We start from the raw sequence: 24,470 nt of genomic DNA, 5'->3' as shown, positions 1-24,470 counted from the left end.
GGGGCGGCCGGAGGCCCGTCAGCCGCGCTGCCGCCGCCGGCGCCGCAGGACCGCCGCGGCCGAGAGGCCGAGCGCAAGCAGCGCCCCGGCCCCGGCGACCGAGGAGGCCGCCGCCATGGGCTCGCCGGAGGGCGCGGAGGCGCCCTCGTGGCCGTCCGCCCGGCCGGCCTTCTCCGCCCGGCCGGCCTTCTCCTCGTAGCCGCCCGCCTTGCCCGACTTCTCGTACGCCGAGCCGGGCAGCTTGTCGCCGTACGCCTCGTGGACGCGCTCGCGGTAGGCGTCGAGCGAGGCGCCGTCGGCGCCCACGGCACGTCGCGCGTCCTTGTCGAGCGGCAGCACGCGCGCGTGGCCCCGCACGTCGCCCTGGACGTACCAGGCGTTGATCTGCGGCTCGTGGAAGACGGTGCCTCCGGGGAGCTTCCGTGCGCCCACGCGCGCGTAGTGCGTCTCGTCGTCCCCCGTGGCGATGTTCACCACCTGCCACGAGCGGCCTCGCTCGACGGTCCAGAGGGAGGCCTCCTGGCCGTCGGAGGAGACCGCCTTGCTGGCGAGGAACTCCAGGCGGGCGACCGGCGCCCCCTTCTCACCCGCGACGAACGCCGGGGAGAGGTAGTAGACGGGCACGGCCTTGCCCTCGACCCGGGGGTCGGCCGCGGCCCTGCTCACCGCCCCTTCGCGGGCGAAGAACCGGGAGAGCGTGTCGAGGGTGCCGGGCGCCTCGGCGGCCCGGTGCGCGGCGGCGCGGGAGGCCGCGGAGGGGGCGGCGGGGCCGGAGTCGGCGACGGCGGAGGGAGCCACGAGGCCGAGCAGCAGCGTGGCGGCCGAACCGGCGAGCGCGGCCCTGCCCAGGTGGCGGGGGAGGTGGCGGGTCATCGCGGTCACGCCCCGATCCGGTAGAGCGAGTGGGTCCAGGAGAAGGTGTTGTTGTCGACGTACCAGGCGTGCGACGCCCAGTTGTATCGGTCGCTGGAGGGCCAGGGGTCGCCCCAGTAGACCCAGCTGTTGGCGTCGTCGTAGCCGTAGACGACGTGCATGTGGCCGCCGCCGTTGGACCACTGGATGCGGGTCTCGACCGGGCGGCCCGCGTCGACCTCGGCCTGCACGGTCGCGTAGCGGAGCCAGCCGCTGACGTACGAGCCGGGGTTGACGCCCGCCCAGCGCAGGCCGGTCTGCACGTTGCCGAGGGTGGCCTGGTTGTTGGGGCACTCGGTGTTCTGGCTCCGGCCGAAGGCCGCGTTGCAGAACTGGTTCTGGCTGTAGTTGCGGCCCAGGTAGGCCGCGATGGTGTTGCCGCCCGCGGCCCAGCACCAGTTGCTCTTCTGCTGCGCCTGCATGGTGATGTTCAGGCGCCGGGCGGCCAGGGCGGACGAGTCGGCGGCCGTCGTGCCGCGCGCCTGGCCCGCGGCGGGGGCGACGGAAGTGACGGGGGTCGGGGCGGGGGCTGCCGTGGCGGTGGCCGTGGGGGCGGTGAACAGGGCCGCCGCGGCGAGTGCGAGGGCGATCTTGCCCCTGCGTCTGCCGCTGCTGCTCCTGCTGTGGGGTGGGCGCATCGCGTTCCTCCCGGTGGGGATGTGAGGTGCGAAAGGAGCGCGTCCGGACGCTGCGATTGAGCATCGAGTGTTGTCCGGTGCAGGTCAACACGCTTCAATGCGGAATCACCTGGGCCGTGAACGGCGGGCGAACGGATGTGAACGCAGACCTCACACCGACCTGCTGGCCCGCTCCGACCGGCGGGAACGCCCGGGCGGCAGGTGTGAACGTTCACAGAAGGAGCCCGGTGTGCGGCAGGGAACACGGCTCGCGGAGAGCGCGTCCGCGACGGACACGGCACGGACGCCGGACGACGACCCGGCGGACCTCGCGGCCGCCTTGCGCACCGGCCCCTTCCACACCGCGCTGCGCGCCGCGATCGCCGCGCGCAGGCTGCCGTTGCAGCGCGTACGGCACCATCTGGCGCAGCAGGGCGTCACCGTCGGGGTGACCAGCCTGAGCTACTGGCAGCAGGGCGCCCGCCGGCCGCGGCGCGCCGAGTCGCTGCGCGCCGTACGCGCCCTGGAGGAGATACTCCAGCTCCCCGAGGAGTCACTGATCCGGCTGCTGGCCCGGCCGGCCGAGCGCGGGGACGGGGAACGGCCCGCCGCCCGTTCGTACCGCTCCCTGGTGGAGGCGTCGGACGTGCTGCGCACGCTCCTCACCGAGCTGGGCTGCCCCTCGGACGGCGGGCTGCACACCATCGGGCACCACGAGCGGGTGCGGATCGGCGCGCACCGCGAGATGACGGGGCGGGAGTCGCAGCACATCGTGCGCGCCCACCGGGACGGCGTCGACCGCTACGTGGCCATCTACCACGGCGACCCGGGCTGCGCCCCCGACCGGGTGCGCGTGCGCGCCCTGGAGAACTGCCGCACGGGCCGGGTGCGCTGGCACCAGGACACGGGCGTCCTCGTCACGGAGCTGCTCTTCGACACGCGGCTGCGGGCGGGCGACACGCATCTGTTCGGCTACGGCTTCGAGGACGGCACGGCGGGCCCGGCCGCCGAGTACGTCCGGGGCTTCCCCTTCGCGGGCGGGCAGTACGCGCTGCAGATCCGCTTCGACGACCGGGCCCTGCCCGTACGCTGCCACCGCTTCACCCAGCACTCGGCCGCCGCCCCGCGCGGCGGCCGGCAGGAACTGACGCTGAGCGGCAGCCACCGGTCGGTGCACCTGGTGGAACCGCAGGTGCGGGCGGGGCTGCTCGGAATCGCCTGGGACTGGGAGTAGTTGGGGCGTTCGGCGGAGGCTAGGCCTCCGGGCCCGCGACGAGCTTGCCGTTCTCCACCTTCACCGACAGCTCGGGCAGCGGGCTGACGGCGGGCTCGTGCAGCACCTTGCCGTTGGTGGCGTCGAACTGGCTGCCGTGGCACTGGCAGATCAGCTTGTGCCCCTCCAGCTTGTTGATCGGGCACCGCGCGTGCGTGCAGATCGAGCTGTACGCCTTGTACTCGTCCTCGGAGATCCGGCTGACGACCACGCGCTGGTCCGTGTACAGCTTCGAGCCGCCCACCTTCACGTCGTCCGACGCGCCCAGGTCCACCGGAGCGGTCGGCGCCGAGCGATTCGACCCGCCCTCACCGGACGAGCAGGCGGTGAGCCCGAGCCCGACGGCCGGGGCGAGTGCGGCGGCCCGCAGCACGGTGCGGCGGGCGGGGGGCGTGCCGGACATGGCGTCTCCACTGGTCAGGGGCATCGGTGACGGATCAGACCATACCGGTGCGGGAGGCCGCGACCGGGTCGGGCGCGGGCGTGACCGAATGCTGCCCGCCTGCCGTCGCGGGGCCGCGCACCGCCTAGCCTGTGCGCAACGCCGGGCTCGCGTGCCGCGCCGCCCGAGCCCAGCCAAGGCAGCGCCCGGAAGGAACCGCCCGTGATCGTCGTCGCCGGAGAGGCCCTGATCGACCTCGTGCCGCAAGAGGCGGGCCGCGCCCCCGACGGCCGCGCCGCCCTGCCCGACCTCGCGCCGCGCCTCGGCGGCGGCCCGTACAACACGGCGGTGGCGCTCGGCCGCCTCGGCTCACCCGTGGCGTTCTGCTCCCGCGTCTCGCGGGACACCTTCGGCGAGGCGCTGCTCGACGGGCTGCGGGCGGCCGGGGTCGGACTCGCGTATGTGCAGCGCGGCCCCGAGCCGACGACGCTCGCCGTCGCCTCGATCGGCGAGGACGGCTCCGCCGGGTACTCCTTCTACGTCGAGGGCACGGCCGACCGGCTGTTCACCGCCCCCGCGCGGCTCCCCGACGGCGTGCGGGCCATGTCGTTCGGCACCTGCTCACTGGTCCTCGAACCGGGCGCGAGCGCGTACGAGGAGCTGCTGCGGCGCGCGGCGGCGAGCGGGGTCTTCACCGCGCTCGACCCCAATGTGCGCGCCGCGCTCATCCCCGACGCCGACGCCTACCGCGCGCGCTTCACGAGCTGGCTGCCCTCGGTCACCCTGCTCAAGCTGTCGCAGGAGGACGCCGACTGGCTGGGCGGCACCCCGCACGAGTGGCTGTCCCACGGGCCTGCGGCCGTGGTCGTCACGCGCGGCGGCGACGGCCTCTCCCTGTACACCCGGGACGGCTCGGAGCTGCGCGTGCCCGGCGAGCGGGTCGACGTGGTGGACACGATCGGCGCGGGCGACACGGTCAACGCGGCGCTCCTGCACGGCCTCGCGGAACGGGACGCGCTCTCGGCGGACGCCCTGCGCGGGCTGGACGCGGGGGGCTGGGAGGCCGTCCTGCGCTTCGCGGCCCGCGCGGCGGCGATCACCTGCTCACGGGCCGGCGCGGAGCCACCGTACGCGAGGGAGCTCGGCTGACCCGTCGGGGGTGGCGAAGGCCTTGAGGTCCGCGCCCGCCCGGCAGGCGCCGCCCTCGCCCCGGTGCACGGCGCCGGCGGCCCCGGAGTCGGCGTCGAAGGCTCCGCACGGCGCGGAAGGCGTCTGCGAGGGCACGGGCGGTGGGCCCGTCGACGGCGTTCCGCACGGCGGAGCGGGAGAGCACCACGGTGGTGACGAGGCCCGCACGTCCGGCGCGCAGGGGGCCCTCACGTTCCATGCGTACCGGCAGAGGGCCCGGCCGACCGCGGCCGGGGCCGCCGGACGAGAGAACGCGGAGCGCCCCGCTCCCCGGAGTGCACCGTGGGAGCGGGGCGCCGCTTTTCTCGGCCCTAGGCCTTGCGGGCCCGCGTCGTCTTCTTCGGGGCGGCGGCCTTCTTGCCGGTCGCCGCCGTCTTCTTCGGGGCCGCCGTCTTCTTGGCGGCGCCCGTCCTGGCGGTGGCCGTCTTCTTGGCCGTGGCCGTCGCGGCGGCCGCCACCTTCCTGGCGGGGCTCTTCTTCGCCTTCGCGGCGGGCTTGCGGCCCGGCGAGGGCACGGCGTCGCTGATGCGGTCCGCCGAGATGATCTCGCGCAGGAACTTGCCGGTGTGGCTGGCCGGTACCCCCGCCACCTCCTCCGGCGTGCCCTCGGCGACGACCAGGCCGCCGCCGCTGCCGCCCTCGGGACCCATGTCGACGACCCAGTCCGCGGTCTTGATGACGTCGAGGTTGTGCTCGATGACGATGACCGTGTTGCCCTTGTCGACCAGGCCGGAGAGGACCTTGATCAGCTTGCTGATGTCCTCGAAGTGCAGACCGGTGGTCGGCTCGTCGAGGACGTAGACCGTACGGCCCGTCGAGCGCTTCTGCAGCTCGGAGGCGAGCTTCACGCGCTGCGCCTCGCCACCGGAGAGGGTGGGCGCCGACTGGCCGAGGCGGACGTACCCGAGGCCGACCTCGTGGAGCGTCCGCAGATGCCGGGCGATGGCGGGCACGGCCTCGAAGAAGTCGAGCGCCTCCTCGATCGGCATGTCGAGGACCTCGGCGATGGACTTGCCCTTGTAGTGCACGTCCAGCGTCTCGCGGTTGTAGCGCGCGCCGTGGCAGACCTCGCACGGGACGTAGACGTCCGGCAGGAAGTTCATCTCGATCTTGATGGTGCCGTCACCGGAGCAGTTCTCGCAGCGTCCGCCCTTGACGTTGAAGGAGAAGCGGCCGGGGAGGTAGCCCCGCACCTTCGCCTCCGTCGTCTCCGCGAAGAGCCTGCGGACGTGGTCGAAGACGCCGGTGTACGTCGCCGGGTTCGACCGCGGGGTGCGGCCGATGGGCGACTGGTCGACGTGCACGACCTTGTCGACGAGGTCGTCGCCCGCCACGCGCGTGTGGCGGCCGGGGACGGACCTCGCGCCGTTCAGCTCGCGGGCCAGGTGGGTGTAGAGGATGTCGTTGACCAGCGTCGACTTGCCGGAGCCCGAGACGCCCGTGACGGCCGTGAGGACGCCGAGCGGGAAGGAGACGTCGATGTCCTGGAGGTTGTTCTCCCGGGCGCCGTGCACCGTGAGCTGCCGACCGGGGTCGGTCGGGCGGCGCACGTCCGGCACCGGGATGGCCTTCTTGCCCGACAGGTACTGCCCGGTGACCGACTTGTCGTTGGCGAGCAGCTCCTTCATGGAGCCGCTGTGCACGACCTTGCCGCCGTGCTCACCCGCGCCGGGGCCGATGTCGACGACCCAGTCGGCCACCTTGATCGTGTCCTCGTCGTGCTCGACGACGATGAGCGTGTTGCCCATGTCGCGCAGGCGTACGAGGGTCTCGATGAGCCGGTGGTTGTCGCGCTGGTGGAGGCCGATGGACGGCTCGTCGAGGACGTAGAGCACGCCGACGAGGCCGGAGCCGATCTGGGTGGCCAGGCGGATGCGCTGGGCCTCGCCTCCGGAGAGGGTGCCCGCGGCGCGGTTCAGCGAGAGGTAGTCGAGGCCGACGTCGACCAGGAAGCGGAGCCGTTCGTTGACCTCCTTCAGGACGCGCTCGGCGATCTTCTTGTCGCGGGCGCTGAGCTTCAGCTCGGCCAGGAAGTCCGCGCAGTCGCTGATGGACATCGCGGAGACCTCGGCGATGGACTTCCCCATGACCGAGACGGCGAGGACGATCGGCTTGAGGCGCGTGCCCTCACAGGTGGGGCACGGTACCTCGCGCATGTAGCCCTCGAAGCGCTCGCGGCTGGAGTCGCTCTCGGCCTCGCTGTGGCGGCGCTTGACGAAGGGGACGGCCCCTTCGAAGGCGGTGGTGTAGACCCGCTCGCGGCCGTACCTGTTGCGGTAGCGCACCTCGATCTGGGTCCTGTGGCCGTAGAGCAGGGCCTTCTTGGCGCGCTGCGGGAGTCCGGCCCAGGGCATGTCGGTGGCGAAGCCGAGGGCGTCGGAGAGCGCGTTCACCAGGCGGGCGAAGTAGTCCTTGGTGTGGCCGTGCGACCAGGGGTGGATGGCGCCCTCGTCGAGCGACTTGTCCTCGTCCGGGACGATCAGCTCGGGGTCGACCTCCATGCGCGTGCCGATGCCGGTGCAGTCGGGGCAGGCGCCGAAGGGCGAGTTGAAGGAGAAGGAGCGGGGCTCCAGCTCCTCGAAGGACAGGTCGTCGTACGGGCAGTAGAGGTGCTCCGAGTACATGCGCTCGCGCTCGGGGTCGTCCTCGGGGAGGTCGACGAAGTCGAGCACGACCATGCCCGAGGAGAGGCCGAGGGCGGTCTCCACGGAGTCGGTCAGGCGGCGCTTGGCGGAGTCCTTCACCGTGAGGCGGTCGACGACGACCTCGATGGTGTGCTTCTCCTGCTTCTTCAGCGTGGGCGGCTCGGAGAGCTGGATCGTCTCGCCGTCTACGCGCGCGCGGGAGTAGCCCTTCGTCTGGAGGTCGGCGAAGAGGTCGACGAACTCGCCCTTGCGCTCGCGCACCAGCGGCGAGAGCACCTGGAAACGGCTGCCCTCGGGCAGTTCGAGGACCTTGTCGACGATGGCCTGCGGCGACTGCCGGGAGATCGGCCGGCCGCACTCGGGGCAGTGCGGCTTGCCGACGCGCGCGAAGAGCAGGCGCAGGTAGTCGTAGACCTCGGTGATGGTGCCGACCGTCGAGCGCGGGTTGCGCGAGGTCGACTTCTGGTCGATGGAGACCGCCGGGGAGAGACCCTCGATGAAGTCGACGTCGGGCTTGTCCATCTGGCCGAGGAACTGCCGGGCGTACGAGGAGAGGGACTCGACGTACCGCCGCTGGCCCTCGGCGAAGATCGTGTCGAACGCGAGCGAGGACTTGCCCGACCCGGAGAGACCGGTGAACACGATGAGGGAGTCACGCGGGAGATCGAGCGAGACGTTCTTGAGATTGTGCTCGCGCGCGCCACGGACGATGAGACGGTCGGCCACGCCGGTCCGCACCTTTCTTGAGAGAAGTGACAGGGGCTGAACCCCGTCTTTCACAGAGTAGGGCGAGCCACTGACAACGCCGGGCTGCTTCCCTGGTTCCACGTACACAACAAACCGGGACCGTGAAGAATGCCCGATGCCGCCCTCGACCATATAGCACGTACATTCGATTAGCGCTGTATCCAGGAGCCTTCACCCGAACGTGTGACCCAGCTATCGTCGGGCGCATGATTGATCATGTGCGCGACCTGGCGTCTGTACGTGACGCGACCGACCGGCTGCTCAGCGCAGCGTCGAAACTGAACAACGATTCGATCGCCGAGCCGTCACGGCTCCCCGGCTGGACCCGCGGCCACGTCCTCGCCCATCTGGCACGGAACGCGGACGCCCTGGTCAACGTCCTGGCCGAACGGCCCATGTACGAGAGCGCGCGGCAGCGCGACAGCGACATCGAGCGCGACGCCCCGCGGCCGCTCGCGGAGCAGCTCGACGACGTCCGCGAGTCCATGGCCCGCTTCGAGGCGCAGGCCGCGCTCCCCGCCGACTGGTCCCGCACCATCACCCTGCGCAACGGCGTCACCGACTCGGCCTCCCGGGTCCCGTTCCGCCGCTGGGTGGAGGTGGAGCTGCACCACGTGGACCTCGGCATCGGGTACGAGCTCGAAGACCTGCCGACGGAGTTCGTGCGGCGCGAGACCGCCTTCCTCACCGCGCGCTTCTCGGGGAACTCCGACGTGCCGCCCACCCGCGTCACGGACGGCACGCACGCGTGGAGCACGGGCAGGGCGGGGGAACCGGAGGTCACCGTCTCGGGCGCCGCGCCGGACCTGGTCGGCTGGCTCGCCGGCCGCCGTGACGGCTCCGCCCTGACGGCCGAAGGGGGCCTCCTGCCCTCCCTTCCGCCGCTATAGGGTGACGCACATGACGTACAGCGGAGCGGTGAAGGTCGGCGGACCCGCGGATGTGCACGAGCTGCCGGACCTCATGATCTCGAAGGTCGCGGTCGGGCCGATGGACAACAACGCCTATCTGCTGCGCTGCCGGGCCACCGGCGAGCAGCTCCTGATCGACGCGGCGAACGACGCCGAGACGTTGCTGACCCTCATCGGCGACGACGGCATCGCGTCCGTCGTCACCACGCACCAGCACGGCGACCACTGGCAGGCGCTGGCCGCCGTCGTCGCGGCGACCGGCGCGCGGACGTACGCGGGCCGCGCGGACGCCGAGGGCATCCCGGTGCCGACGGACGTCCCCGTCGACGACGGCGACACGATCCGTGTGGGCCGGGTCGAGCTCACCGCCCGCCACCTGGTGGGCCACACGCCGGGCTCGATCGCGCTGGTCTACGACGACCCGCACGGCCACGCGCACGTCTTCACCGGCGACTGCCTCTTCCCCGGCGGCGTCGGCAACACCCGGAACGACCCCGCGGCCTTCGCGAGCCTCCTCGGCGACGTCGAGACGAAGATCTTCGGGACGCTGTCCGACGAGACCTGGGTCTACCCGGGCCACGGCAGCGACACGACCCTGGGCGCCGAGCGGCCGCACCTCGGCGAGTGGCGCGCCCGCGGCTGGTGAGCCGAGGCGGCGCCGGTGACCCCGGAGGCGGGCCTCACGCCTTCGCGGAGACCAGCGCCGCCACCCGCTGCACCGCGAACACGTACCCCTGGACACCGCAGCCCGCGATGACCCCGTCGGCGCGCTGCGACACATAGCTGTGGTGCCGGAAGGCCTCCCGCTGGTGGATGTTGGAGATGTGCACCTCCACCACGGGCAGGCCGTCGCAGGTGTTGAGCGCGTCCAGGATCGCCACCGAGGTGTGGGAGTAGGCCGCCGGGTTGATGACGATCCCCGCGTGGTGCTCGCGCGCCTCGTGGATCCAGTCGACCAGCTCGCCCTCGTGGTTGCTCTGCCGCAGGTCCACGCTGCCGCCGTGCGCCGCGGCCGCCTCGGCGCACAGGGCCTCGACGTCCGCGAGGGTGTCGGTGCCGTAGATCTCGGGCTGACGGCGCCCGAGGAGGTTCAGGTTCGGACCGTTGAGGACCATGATCGGCGCGGTGGCGAGGCTGCGGGTACTGAGGGTCATGCAGGAGGTCTATCACGCCTCCCGCGCACCGGAACCCGGGTGTTCCTGACACCGGTGGAGCCCTACGCTGCTCGCCATGATCTCCGAATCCGTCGAACCCGTGTACCCGCCCAAGCCCTCCCCGGGCGATCGCGTCGCCGTGATCTCTCCCTCCAGCGGTCTCCCCGGCCTCTTCCCGCTCCCCCACGAGCTGGGCCTGCGACGCCTCAAGGAGGAATTCGGCCTCGACCCCGTCGAGTACCCCGCGACGCGGAAGATGGGCTCGACGCCCCGGGAGCGGGCCGACGACATCCACGCGGCGTTCGCCGATCCGACCGTCAAGGCCGTCATCGCGAGCATCGGAGGCGATGACCAGATCACCGTGCTGCCGTACCTGGACCGGGAGTTGATCCGCGCCCATCCGAAGCCGTTCTTCGGGTACAGCGACAACACCAGCCTGCTCGCCTTCCTCTGGCAGTGCGGCGTGGTCGGGTACCACGGCTCGTCCGTCATGTGCGAGCTCGGCCGCCCCGGCGCGATGGCGCCCCTGACCGCCGACTCCCTGCGCGCCGCGCTCTTCACCTCCGGGCCCTACGAGCTGCGCCCCGCCGACCGTTTCCGCGACATCGACCTGCCCTGGGACGACCCGGAGTCCTTCGCCGGGGAGCCGCCCACCGAACCGGCCGGCGGCTGGCACTGGCACCGTCCCGAGCGCGTCGTCGAGGGCCGCTCCTGGGGCGGTGAGCTGGAGATCCTGTCCTGGCACCTGATGGCGGACCGGGAGATCGCCCCGGATCCGTCGGCGTACGACGGCTGCGTGCTGTTCCTGGAGACCAGCGAGGAACTCATGAGCGCCGAACACGTGTTCCGCATTCTGCGCACCATGGGCGAGCGCGGGCTGCTGCGCCGCTTCCCCGCGCTGCTCATGGGGCGCCCCAAGACCTGGTCCTTCGCCCGCCCGCTGGACGCGGAGGCGAAGGCGGCACACGCGCGTGAGCAGCGCGAGGCGGTACTGCGGGCGCTGGAGACGTACGCGCCGGAGACCATGGCGGTCTTCGACGTGGACCTCGGGCACACCGACCCGCAGGTGGTGATCCCTTACGGGGGCACGGTACGGGTCGACGGTCCCGCGCGGCGCGTCACGGTCACCTACTGACGCGCACGCCCCTACGGGGTGATCGCCAGCTCCAGGTACGCGGCGAACAGCACCAGATGGACGCCGCCCTGCAGCGGCGTGGCCCGCCCCGGCACGACGGTGAGCGTGCCGACGATCACGGTGAGGACGAGCAGGATCATGTGGGTCGCGCTCAGGCCGAGCACCAGCGGCCCCGAGAGCCATACGGAGGCGACCGCGACGGCGGGGATGGTCAGCCCGATGCTGGCCATCGCCGAGCCGAGGGCGAGGTTCAGGCTGGTCTGCACGCGGTCCCTGCGGGTGGCGCGCACGGCCGCGATCGTCTCGGGGAGCAGGACGAGCAGGGCGATGATCACGCCGACGACGGCATGCGGCATGCCGGCGCTCTCCACCCCGGACTCGATCGTCGGCGAGACGCCCTTGGCGAGGCCCACCACGCCGATCAGCGCCAGGCCGAGCAGCCCGAGGCTCGTGAGGGCCGCCCGGGAGGACGGGCCCTCGGCGTGGCTGTCGGAGTCGATGACCTCGCCCCGCTTGGTGAGCGGCAGGAAGTAGTCGCGGTGCCGCACGGTCTGGGTCGAGACGAACAGCCCGTACAGGACGAGCGCGGCGATCGCGGCGAAGGTGAGCTGGCTGGTCGAGAACTCCGGGCCCTGCTTGGTGGTGGTGAACGCGGGCAGGACCAGGCAGAGCGTGGCCAGGGTGGCGACGGTCGCGAGGGCCGCGCCGGTCCCCTCGGGGTTGAAGACGGCGACGCGGTGGCGGAGCGCGCCGACCAGGAGGCAGAGCCCGACGATGCCGTTGCAGGTGATCATCACTGCGGCGAAGACGGTGTCGCGGGCCAGGGTGGAGCTCTTGTCGCCGCCGTCGGCCATGAGGGTGACGATCAGCGCCACCTCGATGATGGTCACCGCGATGGCGAGGACCAGTGAGCCGAAGGGCTCACCGACGCGGTGGGCGATCACCTCGGCGTGGTGGACGGCGGAGAGCACCGCTCCCGCGAGGACCAGCGTCACCACGGCGACGACGACGCCGGGCAGGTCGCGGCCCCAGGTGAGGACGAGGAGCACGACCGCGAGGAGCGGGACGACGGTCGTCCACTGCGCGCCGAGCGCCCGGAGCCGAGTGACCATGACTCGATGCTGCCCCGGGCGCTTGGGTGCCGCTACTTGGTGCCGCTACTTGCTGCCGGCGGTCGTGGACTCGGCCTGCTCCTCCGCCGCCTGCTCCTCGGCGGCGTTCGCCGCCTGCTTCTTGGAGGCGATGAGGCTGGTGATCGTGGTGATCACCAGGACACCGCAGATCACCGAGAGCGAGAGCGGGATGGAGATCTCGGGGACGTGCACCCCGGACTCGTGCAGGGCGTGCAGCACGAGCTTCACGCCGATGAAGCCGAGGATCACCGAGAGGCCGTAGCTCAGGTGGACCAGCTTCTTGAGCAGTCCGCCGATGAGGAAGTAGAGCTGCCGCAGACCCATGAGGGCGAAGGCGTTGGCCGTGAAGACGATGTACGGGTCCTGGGTGAGGCCGAAGATCGCGGGGATGGAGTCCATCGCGAAGAGCACGTCGGTGGTGCCGATGGCGAGCATGACGACCATGAGGGGCGTCATGATCTTCTTGCCGTTCTTCTTGATGAACAGCTTCGTGCCCTCGTACCGGTCCGAGACGCCGAACTTCTTCTCGACCGACTTCAGGAGGCGGTTCTCCTCCCAGTCCTCTTCCTCCTCGTCGGCACGGGCCTCCTGGATGAGCTTCCAGGCGGTGTAGATCAGGAACGCGCCGAAGATGTAGAAGACCCAGGAGAAGTTGGCGATCACCGCGGCGCCGGCGGCGATGAATATCGCGCGCAGCACCAGGGCTATCAGCACACCGAACAGCAGCACCCGCTGCTGGAGGTGGGTAGGCACCGAGAACTTCGCCATGATCAGGATGAAGACGAAGAGGTTGTCCACGGACAGGGACTTCTCGGTGATGAAGCCCGCGAAGAACTCGCCGGACGCCTGGCTCTCGCCCGCTACCAGCAGGCCGAGGCCGAAGAGCGCCGCGAGGACGATCCAGACGATCGTCCAGGCTCCGGCTTCCTTGATCGACACGTCATGGGGCTTGCGCCCGATGAAGAAGTCGACCGCGATCAGGGCACACAGACCAAGAATGGTCAGCACCCACAGGTTCATTGAAACGTCCACTGCGCCTCCGGCGTCGTACGGCTACTGATCAGCGTCGTCGCTGCCGGAGGTCTCCTCCACCCGCACGGTCCGTGCCGTGGGTCGGGCCGACGCCCCGGGACCGATGGCGGTCCGTATTGACGGGTACGTCGCAGCCGGGAGTACTCCCCTCCGCGGCCTCCAGAGTACGGGAAAAACCAAGGTTTGGTAAAGGCGATGGCAAACGAAAACCAAAAAGCCTGCTCAGGAGGTAGCCAAAGTCGCTTTAACGCCACGAGTGACGGAGCCGCCGCCGGTCACGGGCTCAGCGGCCGCCGTTGCGCCGGGCCGCCGCGACCCGGTCGAGGACCTGCCGCAGCACGTCACTGCCCTGCGGGAAGACCGGCGGATCGTATGTCCAGGTGTGACCGACCCACGGGTCGGCGAGGTGGTCGTCCGGGACCGGGGTGAGGCGCAGCAGCGCCCGCCACAGTGGGTCGAGCAGCGGGCCGTACTCGGCGGCGTCCTCGCGGTCGGCGACCATCATGAGGTGCACGCCGACGGCCGGGCCCTCGTCGGCGAGATAGCGCAGCCGGGTCACCGCGCGGTCGTCGAAGCCGTGCGGGAAGTCGTTGACGATCAGGAGCTGCTCGGCGACGTCGAGGTCCGGGGGCAGCGCGTCGGCCGCTCCGCCGCGCACCGCCATCTGGACCAGGTCCACGCGCCGGGTGAGCCGGGCAAGCACCTCGGAGACCCCGGCGGCCCCGGAGGCCGGTGGCCGGGCCGGCACGCCCGCCGACACCAGCGGGGCGAACGCGGCGGCCGCCGAGCCCGCCGCGTCGATCACGTGCACCGAGAACTCGCCCGCCGGATAGGCCGCGAGCAACCGCGCGGTGTGCGCCACCGCGGTGTCCACGGCAAGCCTGCGCAGCTCGGCCGCGTCGGTGAAGGTGTTGGTCAGGGCCTTGCCGCTGTCGATCCACAGACCGCGCTCCAGCGGCAGCCTGACCAGCATCGGGATGCGCAGGTCGATGCGCTCGGGGAGGTGGAGGTCACCGAGGCGGAGCGCCATCGGGATCTCCATGGGCGCGCGGTAGGCCTGCCAGACGGGGCTGCTCCAGGCCGCGAACGCCGGGGGCAGGGCGGGCTCGACGACATCGGCCTCGGCGGCCAGCTGGGCGAGGTCGCGGTCGAGGGCGGCCCTGGCCTGTCCGGTCAGGTCGGCGTGCTTGGCCCGCGCGGTGTCGCGGGCGGCGTCACCGGGGCCGCCGATGCGGCTGCGCGGGTCGGAGAGGACCTTGTCGAGCTCCTGCTCCATGCGGGAGTCGGCGAAGTCGACGGCGCTGCGGTACGCCGCCGTGGTGCGGGCCAGGTCTTCGAACATGCCCCACACCTGGTTGTAGAGCCGCTCCTCCATCGACCATCCGGTGGCGTCCCCCGCGACGGGCCGCGGGGCCTGGCCGGGGTGGGCCGCGGGCGCCACGGGTGGCGGCGGCGGGGGCGCGGAGGCGCGGCGTCCGGGGTGGGTGTAGTCGACGGGGCCGCCGGGCTGCCGTGGGGCGGGGGCGGGCTGCTCCTGGGGGCCCGCGTCGCGGGCGGCGTCCGCCGGTCCGGCCGGAGCGGACCGCTCGGACCGGCCGTGCGGAGCCGTGCGCACCCGGGTGCCGTCGGCCGGGCGCGGCGGTGGCGTGGCCACGGAACGGGCGAGGCCCCTGGCCACCGCGTCCTCGATGGCGCCCGCCAGCTCGCGGGCCTCGGGCAGGCCCTGGTCGGTGAGCAGGTCGGCGAGTCCGCCCGCGTACCCCTGGCCGACGGCTCTGACCTTCCAGGCGTCCTGGCGGCGGTAGAGCTCCAGGGCGACGACGGCGGACTCGGTGTCCAGGTCGGTGATGGTGTAGCCGGCGACCTCCGCGCCGTCGAGCCCGGTGACCGAGACGAAGGGTGCGGGGAGGGCGCGGAAGCTGACGGGGCCCCCGACGCCCACGGGCAGCGCGAGCAGCACACTGACCCGGTGGACGGTGTCCGGCAGGGCGCCGAGATCCACGGCGAGGCGGTGCTCGGCCGCCGCCTGCTGGGAGACCTCGAGGCCCGGCAGGGCGGGCGAGCCCGGATGGGCCACCCACTCCACCCCACGGACCTTGCCCCGGTCGTCGCCGAGCGTGGCCCCCGCCACGACCGGCTCGCCCGCCGAGACGCGGATCTCCAGACGGGTCCAGGGAAGCGGGTGGTTCTGCCCCCGCACCAGCTCGGCCGCCATCGCTTCGTTCCCCCCAGAAGGGCCCAAAGGCCCCGTCGAGCCTCGTGACTCATGCGTACGGACGCGCTGGCGTGCGGACGCGCTGCCGCACCGCCGCGCTGCGTGCTGACGTGCTGACTGCTGACTGCTGACTGCTGACGTACTTACAGATGCGGCAGGATCGACGGCATCAGGTCCTGGAAGGTGCGGCCGTTGGCCGGATTGCCGATGGCCGTCATCTGCCAGCCCGCGCCCGCCCGGTGGACCTTCGCCATGATCTGGGCGGTGTACTGGCCGCCGCCGTCGAGGGTGTAGCGCGCGAGCTCCTGGCCGTTGGTCTCGTCGACCAGGCGGCAGAACGCGTTCTGCACCTCCTGGAAGGTCTGGCCGGTGAAGGAGTTCACCGTGAAGACGATCTGGTCGATGTGGACGGGGACCCGCTGGAGGTCGACGAGGATCGCCTCGTCGTCGCCGCCCTGGCCCACCCCGCCGACGAGGTTGTCACCGGTGTGCCGCACCGAGCCGTCGTCGCTGACCAGGTGGCGGAAGAAGACGACGTCCACCGGCTGCTTGTCGGCGAAGAGCACCGCCGAGGCGTCCAGGTCGACCTCGCGCGTCCGGGAGCCGAACAGGCCCCGGCGCGGAGCCGCCTGCCACCCGAGTCCCATGCGCACCGCGGTCAGGGCGCCCCCGTCGTCCTTCTGCAGGCTGATGGCCTGACCCTTGGTCATGTTGACCGTCACGCGCTGTCCCCTCTCGAACTGCCTGGGCAACCGCCTTCTGCGGTTGCCCAGCACCTTATGCAGCGCCACCTGCGGAGCAGCAGCACGGACCGTACTTTGTGGCGGTCTTGCAACAGACCGGCCAGTACGCCGGAAACGCCTCCCCCGGCTTCCCCGAGGGGGCCCTCACGCCTGGCCGGCCTCCCTCATCTGCCGCAGCTCCTTCTTCATCTCCGACACCTCGTCACGCAGCCGTGCGGCGATCTCGAACTGCAGGTCGGCGGCGGCCGCGCGCATACGGGCGGTCATCTCCTCGATCTGCTCCGCCAGCTCGGCCGCGGGGCGGTCGGTCGGGACGGTCTGGCCCTTCTTGGCCTTGCCCTTGCCGGGTGCGGCGGCCTTGCCCGCCGCCGCGTCGCCGCCGAGCGCGGGCACCGGGGCCTTGGCGCCCTTGCCCGCCTTCGGCTTGCGGTACTCCGAGCCGAGCAACTGCTCGGTGTCGACCTCCTCGCGCGCGATCTGCGACACGATGTCGTTGATCTTCTTGCGGAGGGGCTGCGGGTCGATGCCCTTCTCCTTGTTGTACGCGATCTGCTTCTCCCGGCGGCGGTTGGTCTCGTCGATGGCCTTCTCCATCGCCGGGGTGATCTTGTCGGCGTACATGTGGACCTGGCCCGAGACGTTGCGCGCCGCGCGGCCGATGGTCTGGATCAGGGAGGTCCCCGAGCGCAGGAAGCCCTCCTTGTCGGCGTCGAGGATCGCCACCAGCGACACCTCGGGCAGGTCGAGGCCCTCGCGCAGGAGGTTGATGCCGACCAGGACGTCGTACTCACCGGCCCGCAGCTCGCGCAGGAGCTCCACGCGGCGCAGCGTGTCGACGTCGCTGTGCAGATAGCGGACCTGGATGCCGAGCTCCAGGAAGTAGTCCGTGAGGTCCTCGGCCATCTTCTTGGTCAGCGTGGTGACCAGGACGCGCTCGTCCTTCTCGGTGCGCGTGCGGATCTCGTGCACGAGGTCGTCGATCTGACCCTCGGTGGGCTTGACGACGACCTCGGGGTCGACGAGGCCGGTGGGGCGGATGATCTGCTCGACATAGCCGTCGCCGCGCGAGAGCTCGTACTTGCCCGGGGTCGCCGAGAGGTAGACGGTCTGGCCGATGCGGCCGAGGAACTCCTCCCACTTCAGGGGGCGGTTGTCCAGGGCGGAGGGCAGCCGGAAGCCGTGGTCCACGAGGGTGCGCTTGCGGGAGGCGTCGCCCTCGTACATCGCGCCGATCTGCGGGACCGTGACGTGCGACTCGTCCAGGACGAGGAGGAAGTCCTCGGGGAAGTAGTCAAGGAGCGTGTTCGGAGCCGTGCCGGGCGCGCGGTCGTCGAAGTGCATCGAGTAGTTCTCGACGCCGGAGCACGAGCCGATCTGGCGGAGCATCTCCAGGTCGTACGTGGTGCGCATGCGCAGGCGCTGGGCCTCCAGCATCTTGCCCTGCTTCTCCAGCTCGGCGAGGCGCTCGGTGAGCTCCTTCTCGATGCCGGTGACGGCCTTCTCCAGGCGCTCGGGGCCCGCCACGTAGTGCGAGGCGGGGAAGACGTAGAGGTGGTCGTCGTCGCTGATGACCTCGCCGGTGAGCGGGTGCAGGGTGGAGAGCGCCTCGATCTCGTCGCCGAACATCTCGATGCGGACGGCGAGCTCCTCGTAGACCGGGAAGATCTCGATGGTGTCGCCGCGGACGCGGAAGGTGCCGCGGGTGAAGGCCAGGTCGTTGCGCGTGTACTGGATGTCGACGAAGCGGCGCAGGAGCTGGTCGCGGTCGATCTCGTCGCCGACCTTCAGCGGCACCATGCGGTCCACGTACTCCTGCGGGGTGCCGAGGCCGTAGATGCAGGAGACGGAGGCGACGACGACCACGTCACGGCGGGTCAGCAGGGAGTTCGTCGCGGAGTGGCGCAGCCGCTCGACCTCCTCGTTGATCGAGGAGTCCTTCTCGATGTAGGTGTCCGACTGGGGGACGTACGCCTCGGGCTGGTAGTAGTCGTAGTACGAGACGAAGTACTCGACGGCGTTGTTCGGCAGGAGCTCGCGGAATTCGTTCGCCAGCTGGGCGGCCAGTGTCTTGTTCGGCGCCATCACGAGGGTGGGGCGCTGGAGCTTCTCGATCATCCACGCGGTGGTGGCCGACTTGCCGGTGCCGGTCGCGCCGAGGAGGACCACGTCCTTCTCGCCTGCGCGGATGCGCCGCTCGAGGTCGGCGATGGCCGTCGGCTGGTCGCCGCTGGGCTGGTACGGGCTGACGACCTCGAAAGGTGCCACCGTGCGTTCGATCTTGGATACGGGCCGCATGGAATCCACCGTACGACCCCGCACTGACAACCGGGCCGGATCACCCGGTCGGCGACGGCCCGCTCACCGGTTCCCGGCGGCGTCCCGCACCGGTTTCCGACGGTGTCCTCACCGGTTCTGCGGGGAGCGGGAGCCGGGCCTGCGGCGGGGGGCCGGCACGTGCCGGTCGCCCGAGCGCGGGACCGGGTAGGGCCCGCGGGCCCCTTTGCCGCCGAGAGCCCTGGTCTCGTGCTGCCCGCCCATGACCATCAGCGGGTCGAACATCACGATCACACCGGCGAGGAGCAGGAAGGCGAGCGGTCCGACCATCATCGGCGCGAGGATCTCGGCGGAGGAGTCACCGGCCGGCAGGGCGTCCGAACCGTGCAGGTGGACGCTGAGGGCCGCCATGCCGGTGTAGTGCATCCCGGTGACGGCGAGGCCCATGATGAGGCTCGCGCCGAGGCTCCACAGGAATCCCTTGACCTGCGCGGCCGCCCAGAGGGCCGCGGTGGCGGCGACCATGGCGATCACGACGGACGCGGCGACGGTGAGGGTGTTGTACTCGAGCGTCCCGCGTAGACGCATACCGGCCATTCCCAGGTAGTGCATCGAGGCGACCCCGAGGCCCGTGATCGTCCCGCCGGTGAAGAGCGCGGTCCCGGTCGCGCCCCGGTAGCCGACGATGAAGATGCCGATGCCGACCATGACGATGGCGACGGCCAGGCTCGCGAAGGTCAGCGCCTTGTCGTAGCGGATGGGCGCCTCCTCGACGGTGAAACCCATCATCGCGACGAAGTGCATGGTCCAGATGCCGGAACCGATGGCGGCCGATCCGAGGGCGAGCCAGCCGGGGCGCCAGGAGTGCGCCACGAGGAGCGATCTGGTCGTACAGCGCAGCCCGAGCGCTCCTCCGAGGCAGGCCATGACATAGGCCACCACCGGGGTGACGACTCCGTAGCTGAACCCGTCGACCGTGCCCTGCATGCGAGGTAGCCCTTCCGCCTGTTGCGTCCCATGACCCGTCGCGCCCCGTGCACTCCTGCCTCGGCCATCTGAAAGGCCGTCGGCTGAGGCAGAGAGTAAGGCTCTCACCGGAACGCACGAACGATTTTCCGGCAAAGAATCACGTCACCCGCGCGCGGGGTCCCTTGCTCCGGATGCCTCCGTTCAGCCTGTGGCCATCCTGCACCTGTCTCCCGTTGGCCCTTGACTGTCACTCTCGACCGGTCCGCGATCTCACGACGCGAGGAGTACTTGTGTACACACGCGCTGCCGCCACCACTGTCGCCGCTCTCATGGGCGCCGGTGCGCTGGTCCTCCCCACCACCTCCGCAGCCGCCGGCACTCCGGCGGCGTCCAGTGCCGCGAAGCCCGGCGCCCCGCTGGTGGTCGCCCACCGGGGAGCGTCCGCCTACGCGCCCGAGAACACCTTCGCCGCGATAGACAAGGCCCGTGACATGGGGTTCACCTGGGTCGAGAACGACGTCCAGCGGACCAAGGACGGCGAGCTCGTGATCATGCACGACGCCACCTTGAAGCGGACGACCAACGTCGAGCAGGTGTTCCCCGATCGGGCCCCCTGGAAGGTCGCGGACTTCACGGCGGCGGAGATCGCCAAGCTGGACGCGGGGAGCTGGTTCAGCCCGAAGTACGCGGGTCAGCGCGTGCCGACGCTGAAGCAGTACATGCAGCGGGTCTCGCGCAACAAGCAGAGCCTCGTCTTCGAGTTCAAGAAGCCCGAGCTCTACCCGGGCATCGAGAAGCAGGGCCTGCGCGTCCTGCGTCAGACGGGCTGGCTCGACAAGCAGCACGTCAAGAAGAAGCTGGTCATCCAGAGCTTCAGCGCCGACAGCGTGAAGACCGTGCATGAGCTGCGGCCCGACGTGAAGACGGGCTTCCTCGGCACGCCCGCCGTCGCGGACCTGCCCCGCTACGCCAAGTTCTCCGACCAGATCAACGCCACCCACACCTCCATCTCGGCGGACTACGTCAAGGCGATCCACGCGCTCAAGGGGCCGCACAAGAAGCGCCTGGAGATCTTCACGTGGACGATCAACGACGCCCCGAACGCGGTGCGTGCCGCGCGCTTCGGCGTGGACGGCATCATCACGAACACGCCCGACGTCGTGCGCAAGGCGGTGCGCAAGGGCTGACGCCCGGTAGTCGCCGGTGACGGGGCACGCCCCGGCGGCCGGGCGATGTCAGTGGCCGGCCGTACGGTGGTCGCATGGACGCCAACATGCAGGGACGGGGCCCGCTCGTGTGGGCCGTCGTCGGCAGCGACATCGGGCCGCTGCTGCTGGCCGCGACCGCCGAGGGGCTGGTCACCGTGGCCTTCCACGCCACCGACGCGGTGCGTGACAGGACCCTGGACCGGCTCGGTTCCCGACTGGGCGCCGAGCCGGTCCACGCGCCGGACTCCCCCCTGCTCACCGAGGCGATACGGCAGCTGTCGGCGTACTTCTCCGGCGAGCGGCAGGTCTTCGAACTGCCGCTGGACTGGTCGCTGAGCTCCGGCTTCAACCGCCAGGTGCTGCGCGAGCTCGCCTCCGGCGTGCCGTACGGCTCGGTCGTGGGCTATGGCGACCTCGCCGACCGGGTGGGCAGCCCGGGCGCGGCCCAGGCCGTCGGCATCGCCATGGGGTCCAATCCGCTGCCGGTCGTGGTGCCGTGCCACCGCGTGGTGGAGAGCGACGGCGGCATAGGCGGCTTCGGCGGCGGCCTGGAGACCAAACGGCGGCTCCTCGCACTGGAGGGAGTGCTTCCGCAGCCGCTGTTCTGAGGTGCGGAGGCCTTGGCTCGGGGCGGAAGCCGTCGCCAGGGGCGGGAGCCGTGGCTTGGGGCGGAGGCCGTCGTCAGGGGCGGAGGCCGTCGTCAGGGGCGGAGGCCGTGGCTCGGCGATGCGGCGAAGGCCACTCGGCGGGGCCGGGCTGCGGCAGGGAGCCCGCTAATTCTGTTTCCGGGGCATGAACCTCCTGGCACACTGCGCCAGTGACTAGGCCCGTCGACGCCCCCGACACCGACATACCCACACCCGAGACGCTGCCCGCGCTGCGCCGCCGTACGACGGCCGTGCTCATCGCCAGCCAGATACTGGGCGGACTCGGGGTGCCCATCGGCATCGCGCTGGCCCCGGTGCTCGCCACCGAGGTGAGCGGCTCGGAGGCGTTCTCCGGTCTCGCACCCACCGCTTCGGTGGCCGGCACGGCCCTGCTCTCGCTGCCGCTCGCCGCGCTGATGACGGCCCGCGGGCGGCGGCCCGGCCTGGTCCTCGCCTATGTGATCGGCGCGGTCGGAGCCGGGCTCGTGGTGCTCGCCTCGGTGATCGGGAGCTTCCCGCTGCTGCTGGCCGGCATGGCGGCCTTCGGCGCGGGGTCGTCGGCGAACCTGCAGGCCCGTTTCGCCGCGGCCGACCTCGTCGAGCCGGACCGGCGTGGCCGCGCCATCTCGCACGTCATCTGGGCCACCACCATCGGCTCGGTGCTCGGTCCCAACATCGCGGCGCCCACGAGCAGGCTCTTCGAGGGCACGTCCGTTCCCGAACAGGCGGGGCCCTTCCTCTTCGCCGCGGGGATCTTCGCGGTCGCCGCGCTGGTGGTGGCGGTGCTGCTGCGGCCGGACCCGCTGCTCACGGCCCGCGCCCTGGCCCCGCGGGAGGACGAGAACCCGCGGAGCAGATCGCTGCGGGCCGGTGTGGCCGCGGTGAAGGCGTCGCCCATGGCCCGCCTCGCGCTGGTGACGGTCGCCGCGTCGCACACCGTGATGGTCTCGATCATGGTGATGACCCCGGTGGACCTCGGTCACCACGGGGCGAGCCTGGAACTGGTCGGCCTGGTCATCAGCGGTCACATCGCGGGCATGTACGCGTTCTCGCCGGTGCTCGGCTGGCTCGCCGACCGGTTCGGCCGCCTCTCCGTCATCGGCCTCGCCGTCGGGCTCCTGGGCTGCGCGGCGCTGCTCGCCGGCACGGCGGGACCGAGCCACGCCCAGACGGCTGCCGGGCTCTTCGTGCTGGGTCTCGGCTGGTCAGCGGGTCTGGTGGCCGGCTCCGCGCTGCTCACCGACTCGGTGCCGCAGCCCGCGAGGGCCGCCGTGCAGGGTCTGTCCGACCTGACGATGAACACGGCGGCGGGCATCGGCGGGGCGATGGCGGGCCTGATCGTGGCGAAGGCCGGCTACGGCTGGCTCAACCTCGTCGGCGGCCTCGTCCTGCTGCCGCTCGCCGCGCTCACCCTCCGCGGGGCCGTCCTCCGGAGGGTGGTCAGAAAGGGCTGAGGCCTCCGAACGCTCCGGAGGGCCTCCACAGGGGCCTGACAGCGCGGGCCCACCAGCACGGGCCCGGCAGCAGGGCCCCGGCAGCAGGGTCAGGGAAGCGTGATGTGGTAGGCCTTGCGCAGCGTCTCGTGCACGGTCCAGGTCGTACGGTCACCCTCGCGCAGCACGGCGGCGTCGCCGGGGCCGAGCTCCAGCGTGGCGCCGCCCTCGACCACGACGGTGGCACGGCCGCTGACGACCACGAAGAGCTCGTTGGCCTCGGTGTCGGTGACCACGCCGGGCGTGATCTGCCAGATGCCGCGCACCTGCTTGCCGTCGGCGGACTCCCACAGCACCTTGCCGGTCACCTCCGGGGCGCCGGAGACGATCTGGGCGGGGTCGAGCGGTTCGGCCGTCAACTCGGCGTCCGGGATGTGCACGGCGAAAGACGGAACGCCTTGATCATTCGTGGTCATGGCCGGTCACCCTAGCCCGGGGCCGGGCGGGGCAACTCCCTGGGTCCGCGCAAGGATTGACGGCTGCCGCGTCCCGCCCGGGAGAAGGAACATCTGGAGCGGAGTATTCCGTTCCCACAGGGCTCAGCGGGAGAACGGAGTCGGCTGGCAGACTGGCATCTCGTCGTCAGCGCTAGGAGCCCCACATGTCGATGGCCGGCAACCTGCGGAAAGTCGGAGGCCTGGGCAAGGTCGGCAGCCTGCGGAAGGTCCGCGGTCTGCGGAGAGTGGCACGCCTCGGCCGTCGTGACGCCCGCGTCGATCTGAGCCACCCCGCCCGGTCCCCGCTCGGTTCGTCGGTGGTCAACTGCGTGACATACAGAGAAGGGGTGCGCCAGCCCCCCGCACGCGATCTCGTCGAGTCGGTGGAGCGCATCCGCAAGTCCGACGACGGCTTCGTCTGGCTGGGGCTGCACGAGCCCACCGAAGAGGAGTTCGCGGACATCGCCGACCTCTTCGACCTCCATCCGCTCGCCGTGGAGGACGCCGTCCACGCGCACCAGCGTCCGAAGGTGGAGCGGTACGACCACACGCTCTTCGCCGTCTTCAAGACCGTCTGCTATGTGGAGCACACGGAGTTGACCGCCACCAGCGAGGTGGTCGACACCGGCGAGATCATGCTCTTCGTGGGCCGCGACTTCGTCATCACGGTCCGGCACGGCAGCCACGGCTCGCTCGGCCCGCTGCGCGAAGCCCTGGAGGCGGCTCCCGAGCAGCTCGCCCAAGGGCCCGCGGCCGTCCTGCACGCGGTCGCGGACCAGGTCGTGGACGACTATCTCGCGGTCACGAGCGCCGCCCAGGCGGACATCGACCAGGTGGAGTCGGACGTGTTCGCCCCGGACGGGGCACGGGTCGACCCCGGCCGGATATACCAGCTCAAGCGCGAACTGCTGGAGCTGAAGCGCGCCGTGGTGCCCCTCGGCCGCCCGCTCCAGACACTCGCCACCCAGCCCATGCGCATCATCGCCCCGGAGATACAGGCGTACTTCCGGGACGTCGACGACCACCTGAAGCGGGCCACCGAACAGATCGCCGCCTTCGACGAGCTGCTGAACTCGATCCTGCAGGCCCACCTGGCCCAGGTGACCGTCGCGCAGAACGAGGACATGCGGAAGATCACCGCGTGGGCGGCGGTCGTCGCGGTGCCCACGATGGTCTGCGGCATGTACGGGATGAACTTCGACCATATGCCGGAGCTGCACTGGCAGTTCGGGTATCCGCTGGTGATGGGCATGATAGCGGCGGTGTGCACCGCGCTCTACCGAGGCTTCCGGCGCAACGGCTGGCTGTAGGAGGGAGCCGGCGGCCCGCCGGGGGGGCGCGTTCCGGCTCGCTCG

Annotated in this window: 21 protein-coding genes; 9 read left to right on the top strand and 12 right to left on the bottom strand. The window is 71.4% G+C overall.

Annotation, left to right across the window (positions count from 1 at the left end; translation table 11 throughout):
- Positions 1-18: 18 nt before the first annotated feature.
- Positions 19-873, bottom strand: a complete 855-nt coding sequence (locus DCW30_RS33385; protein ID WP_076689452.1) for a hypothetical protein — start codon at positions 871-873, stop codon at positions 19-21.
- Positions 874-878: 5 nt separating this feature from the next.
- Positions 879-1,550, bottom strand: a complete 672-nt coding sequence (locus DCW30_RS33380) for a papain-like cysteine protease family protein (RefSeq protein WP_076686828.1) — start codon at positions 1,548-1,550, stop codon at positions 879-881.
- Positions 1,551-1,779: 229 nt separating this feature from the next.
- On the opposite strand from DCW30_RS33380, the gene DCW30_RS33375 reads away from it, so the two are divergent.
- Positions 1,780-2,763 (top strand): hypothetical protein, encoded by a 984-nt coding sequence (locus DCW30_RS33375; RefSeq protein WP_076686827.1) that lies wholly within the window; start codon positions 1,780-1,782, stop codon positions 2,761-2,763.
- A 19-nt stretch (positions 2,764-2,782) separates the two neighbouring features.
- Here DCW30_RS33375 and DCW30_RS33370 read toward each other — a convergent pair whose 3' ends face one another.
- Positions 2,783-3,205 (bottom strand): Rieske (2Fe-2S) protein, encoded by a 423-nt coding sequence (locus DCW30_RS33370; RefSeq protein WP_076686826.1) that lies wholly within the window; start codon positions 3,203-3,205, stop codon positions 2,783-2,785.
- Positions 3,206-3,406: 201 nt separating this feature from the next.
- On the opposite strand from DCW30_RS33370, the gene DCW30_RS33365 reads away from it, so the two are divergent.
- Entirely contained in the window at positions 3,407-4,333 is a 927-nt protein-coding gene (locus tag DCW30_RS33365) for a carbohydrate kinase family protein (RefSeq protein WP_076686825.1), read from the top strand.
- A gap of 350 nt (positions 4,334-4,683) precedes the next feature.
- Here DCW30_RS33365 and uvrA read toward each other — a convergent pair whose 3' ends face one another.
- Positions 4,684-7,743 carry an excinuclease ABC subunit UvrA gene (uvrA, locus tag DCW30_RS33360; RefSeq protein ID WP_076686823.1) on the bottom strand — a complete coding sequence of 1,020 codons (3,060 nt, stop codon included), beginning with the start codon at positions 7,741-7,743 and terminating at the stop codon, positions 4,684-4,686.
- A gap of 227 nt (positions 7,744-7,970) precedes the next feature.
- Between uvrA and DCW30_RS33355 the strand changes: the two genes are divergently transcribed.
- On the top strand, positions 7,971-8,654 hold the full coding sequence (locus DCW30_RS33355) for a maleylpyruvate isomerase family mycothiol-dependent enzyme (RefSeq protein WP_076686822.1): 684 nt from the start codon (positions 7,971-7,973) through the stop codon (positions 8,652-8,654).
- A 10-nt stretch (positions 8,655-8,664) separates the two neighbouring features.
- Positions 8,665-9,321, top strand: a complete 657-nt coding sequence (locus tag DCW30_RS33350) for an MBL fold metallo-hydrolase (RefSeq protein ID WP_062776820.1) — start codon at positions 8,665-8,667, stop codon at positions 9,319-9,321.
- Between the two features lie 34 nt (positions 9,322-9,355).
- Here the strand turns inward: DCW30_RS33350 and aroQ are convergent, their stop codons facing one another.
- Positions 9,356-9,829, bottom strand: coding sequence for a type II 3-dehydroquinate dehydratase (gene aroQ, locus DCW30_RS33345; RefSeq protein WP_062776818.1), 474 nt, complete (start codon positions 9,827-9,829; stop codon positions 9,356-9,358).
- 76 nt (positions 9,830-9,905) lie between these two features.
- Here aroQ and DCW30_RS33340 point away from each other — a divergent pair, with 76 nt between their 5' ends.
- Positions 9,906-10,964: a S66 family peptidase gene (locus DCW30_RS33340; RefSeq protein WP_076686821.1), complete on the top strand. Its 1,059-nt coding sequence runs from the start codon at positions 9,906-9,908 to the stop codon at positions 10,962-10,964.
- 11 nt (positions 10,965-10,975) lie between these two features.
- Here the strand turns inward: DCW30_RS33340 and DCW30_RS33335 are convergent, their stop codons facing one another.
- The 6 genes from DCW30_RS33335 to DCW30_RS33310 form a co-directional block, all read right to left on the bottom strand.
- The gene (locus tag DCW30_RS33335) at positions 10,976-12,076 is read right to left on the bottom strand and encodes a calcium:cation antiporter (protein WP_062776814.1); all 1,101 of its coding nucleotides are present in this window, start codon (positions 12,074-12,076) and stop codon (positions 10,976-10,978) included.
- A gap of 45 nt (positions 12,077-12,121) precedes the next feature.
- Positions 12,122-13,129, bottom strand: a complete 1,008-nt coding sequence (locus DCW30_RS33330) for a TerC family protein (protein ID WP_076686820.1) — start codon at positions 13,127-13,129, stop codon at positions 12,122-12,124.
- A 283-nt stretch (positions 13,130-13,412) separates the two neighbouring features.
- On the bottom strand, positions 13,413-15,344 hold the full coding sequence (locus DCW30_RS33325; protein WP_076686819.1) for a TerD family protein: 1,932 nt from the start codon (positions 15,342-15,344) through the stop codon (positions 13,413-13,415).
- 143 nt (positions 15,345-15,487) lie between these two features.
- Positions 15,488-16,066, bottom strand: coding sequence for a TerD family protein (locus tag DCW30_RS33320; protein WP_076686818.1), 579 nt, complete (start codon positions 16,064-16,066; stop codon positions 15,488-15,490).
- A 165-nt stretch (positions 16,067-16,231) separates the two neighbouring features.
- Positions 16,232-18,382, bottom strand: coding sequence for an excinuclease ABC subunit UvrB (gene uvrB / locus DCW30_RS33315; RefSeq protein ID WP_076686817.1), 2,151 nt, complete (start codon positions 18,380-18,382; stop codon positions 16,232-16,234).
- A 108-nt stretch (positions 18,383-18,490) separates the two neighbouring features.
- On the bottom strand, positions 18,491-19,348 hold the full coding sequence (locus DCW30_RS33310) for an MHYT domain-containing protein (protein ID WP_076686816.1): 858 nt from the start codon (positions 19,346-19,348) through the stop codon (positions 18,491-18,493).
- Between the two features lie 272 nt (positions 19,349-19,620).
- Here DCW30_RS33310 and DCW30_RS33305 point away from each other — a divergent pair, with 272 nt between their 5' ends.
- From DCW30_RS33305 to DCW30_RS33295, 3 genes are all read left to right on the top strand, one after another.
- Positions 19,621-20,517, top strand: coding sequence for a glycerophosphodiester phosphodiesterase (locus DCW30_RS33305; protein WP_076686815.1), 897 nt, complete (start codon positions 19,621-19,623; stop codon positions 20,515-20,517).
- A gap of 74 nt (positions 20,518-20,591) precedes the next feature.
- A complete protein-coding gene (locus tag DCW30_RS33300; protein ID WP_076686814.1) occupies positions 20,592-21,146 on the top strand; it encodes a methylated-DNA--[protein]-cysteine S-methyltransferase in 555 nt (184 codons plus the stop codon).
- Between the two features lie 209 nt (positions 21,147-21,355).
- Entirely contained in the window at positions 21,356-22,639 is a 1,284-nt protein-coding gene (locus DCW30_RS33295; RefSeq protein WP_076686813.1) for an MFS transporter, read from the top strand.
- An 89-nt stretch (positions 22,640-22,728) separates the two neighbouring features.
- Here the strand turns inward: DCW30_RS33295 and DCW30_RS33290 are convergent, their stop codons facing one another.
- Complete coding sequence (locus tag DCW30_RS33290; RefSeq protein ID WP_076686812.1) at positions 22,729-23,094, bottom strand: cupin domain-containing protein; 366 nt, start codon at positions 23,092-23,094, stop codon at positions 22,729-22,731.
- Positions 23,095-23,279: 185 nt separating this feature from the next.
- On the opposite strand from DCW30_RS33290, the gene DCW30_RS33285 reads away from it, so the two are divergent.
- Complete coding sequence (locus tag DCW30_RS33285; protein WP_076686811.1) at positions 23,280-24,425, top strand: magnesium and cobalt transport protein CorA; 1,146 nt, start codon at positions 23,280-23,282, stop codon at positions 24,423-24,425.
- Positions 24,426-24,470 lie beyond the last annotated feature (45 nt).

The organism is Streptomyces alfalfae, from assembly GCF_004127445.1.
Classification (GTDB): Bacteria; Actinomycetota; Actinomycetes; order Streptomycetales; family Streptomycetaceae; genus Streptomyces; species Streptomyces alfalfae.
The sequence above is the reverse complement of the archived record's forward strand: the minus strand, read 5'-3'. Positions and strand labels throughout refer to the sequence as shown.

Excerpts from the sequence above, each read along its gene's own strand:
- DCW30_RS33350 (WP_062776820.1), top strand. The coding sequence starts at position 8,665 with ATGACGTACAGCGGAGCGGTGAAGGTCGGCGGACCCGCGGATGTGCAC.
- DCW30_RS33380 (WP_076686828.1), bottom strand. The coding sequence starts at position 1,550 with ATGCGCCCACCCCACAGCAGGAGCAGCAGCGGCAGACGCAGGGGCAAG.
- DCW30_RS33385 (WP_076689452.1), bottom strand. The coding sequence starts at position 873 with ATGACCCGCCACCTCCCCCGCCACCTGGGCAGGGCCGCGCTCGCCGGT.
- DCW30_RS33285 (WP_076686811.1), top strand. The coding sequence starts at position 23,280 with ATGTCGATGGCCGGCAACCTGCGGAAAGTCGGAGGCCTGGGCAAGGTC.
- DCW30_RS33355 (WP_076686822.1), top strand. The coding sequence starts at position 7,971 with ATGATTGATCATGTGCGCGACCTGGCGTCTGTACGTGACGCGACCGAC.
- DCW30_RS33325 (WP_076686819.1), bottom strand. The coding sequence starts at position 15,344 with ATGGCGGCCGAGCTGGTGCGGGGGCAGAACCACCCGCTTCCCTGGACC.
- DCW30_RS33310 (WP_076686816.1), bottom strand. The coding sequence starts at position 19,348 with ATGCAGGGCACGGTCGACGGGTTCAGCTACGGAGTCGTCACCCCGGTG.
- uvrB (WP_076686817.1), bottom strand. The coding sequence starts at position 18,382 with ATGCGGCCCGTATCCAAGATCGAACGCACGGTGGCACCTTTCGAGGTC.
- DCW30_RS33290 (WP_076686812.1), bottom strand. The coding sequence starts at position 23,094 with ATGACCACGAATGATCAAGGCGTTCCGTCTTTCGCCGTGCACATCCCG.
- aroQ (WP_062776818.1), bottom strand. The coding sequence starts at position 9,829 with ATGACCCTCAGTACCCGCAGCCTCGCCACCGCGCCGATCATGGTCCTC.
- DCW30_RS33300 (WP_076686814.1), top strand. The coding sequence starts at position 20,592 with ATGGACGCCAACATGCAGGGACGGGGCCCGCTCGTGTGGGCCGTCGTC.
- DCW30_RS33335 (WP_062776814.1), bottom strand. The coding sequence starts at position 12,076 with ATGGTCACTCGGCTCCGGGCGCTCGGCGCGCAGTGGACGACCGTCGTC.
- DCW30_RS33340 (WP_076686821.1), top strand. The coding sequence starts at position 9,906 with ATGATCTCCGAATCCGTCGAACCCGTGTACCCGCCCAAGCCCTCCCCG.
- DCW30_RS33370 (WP_076686826.1), bottom strand. The coding sequence starts at position 3,205 with ATGTCCGGCACGCCCCCCGCCCGCCGCACCGTGCTGCGGGCCGCCGCA.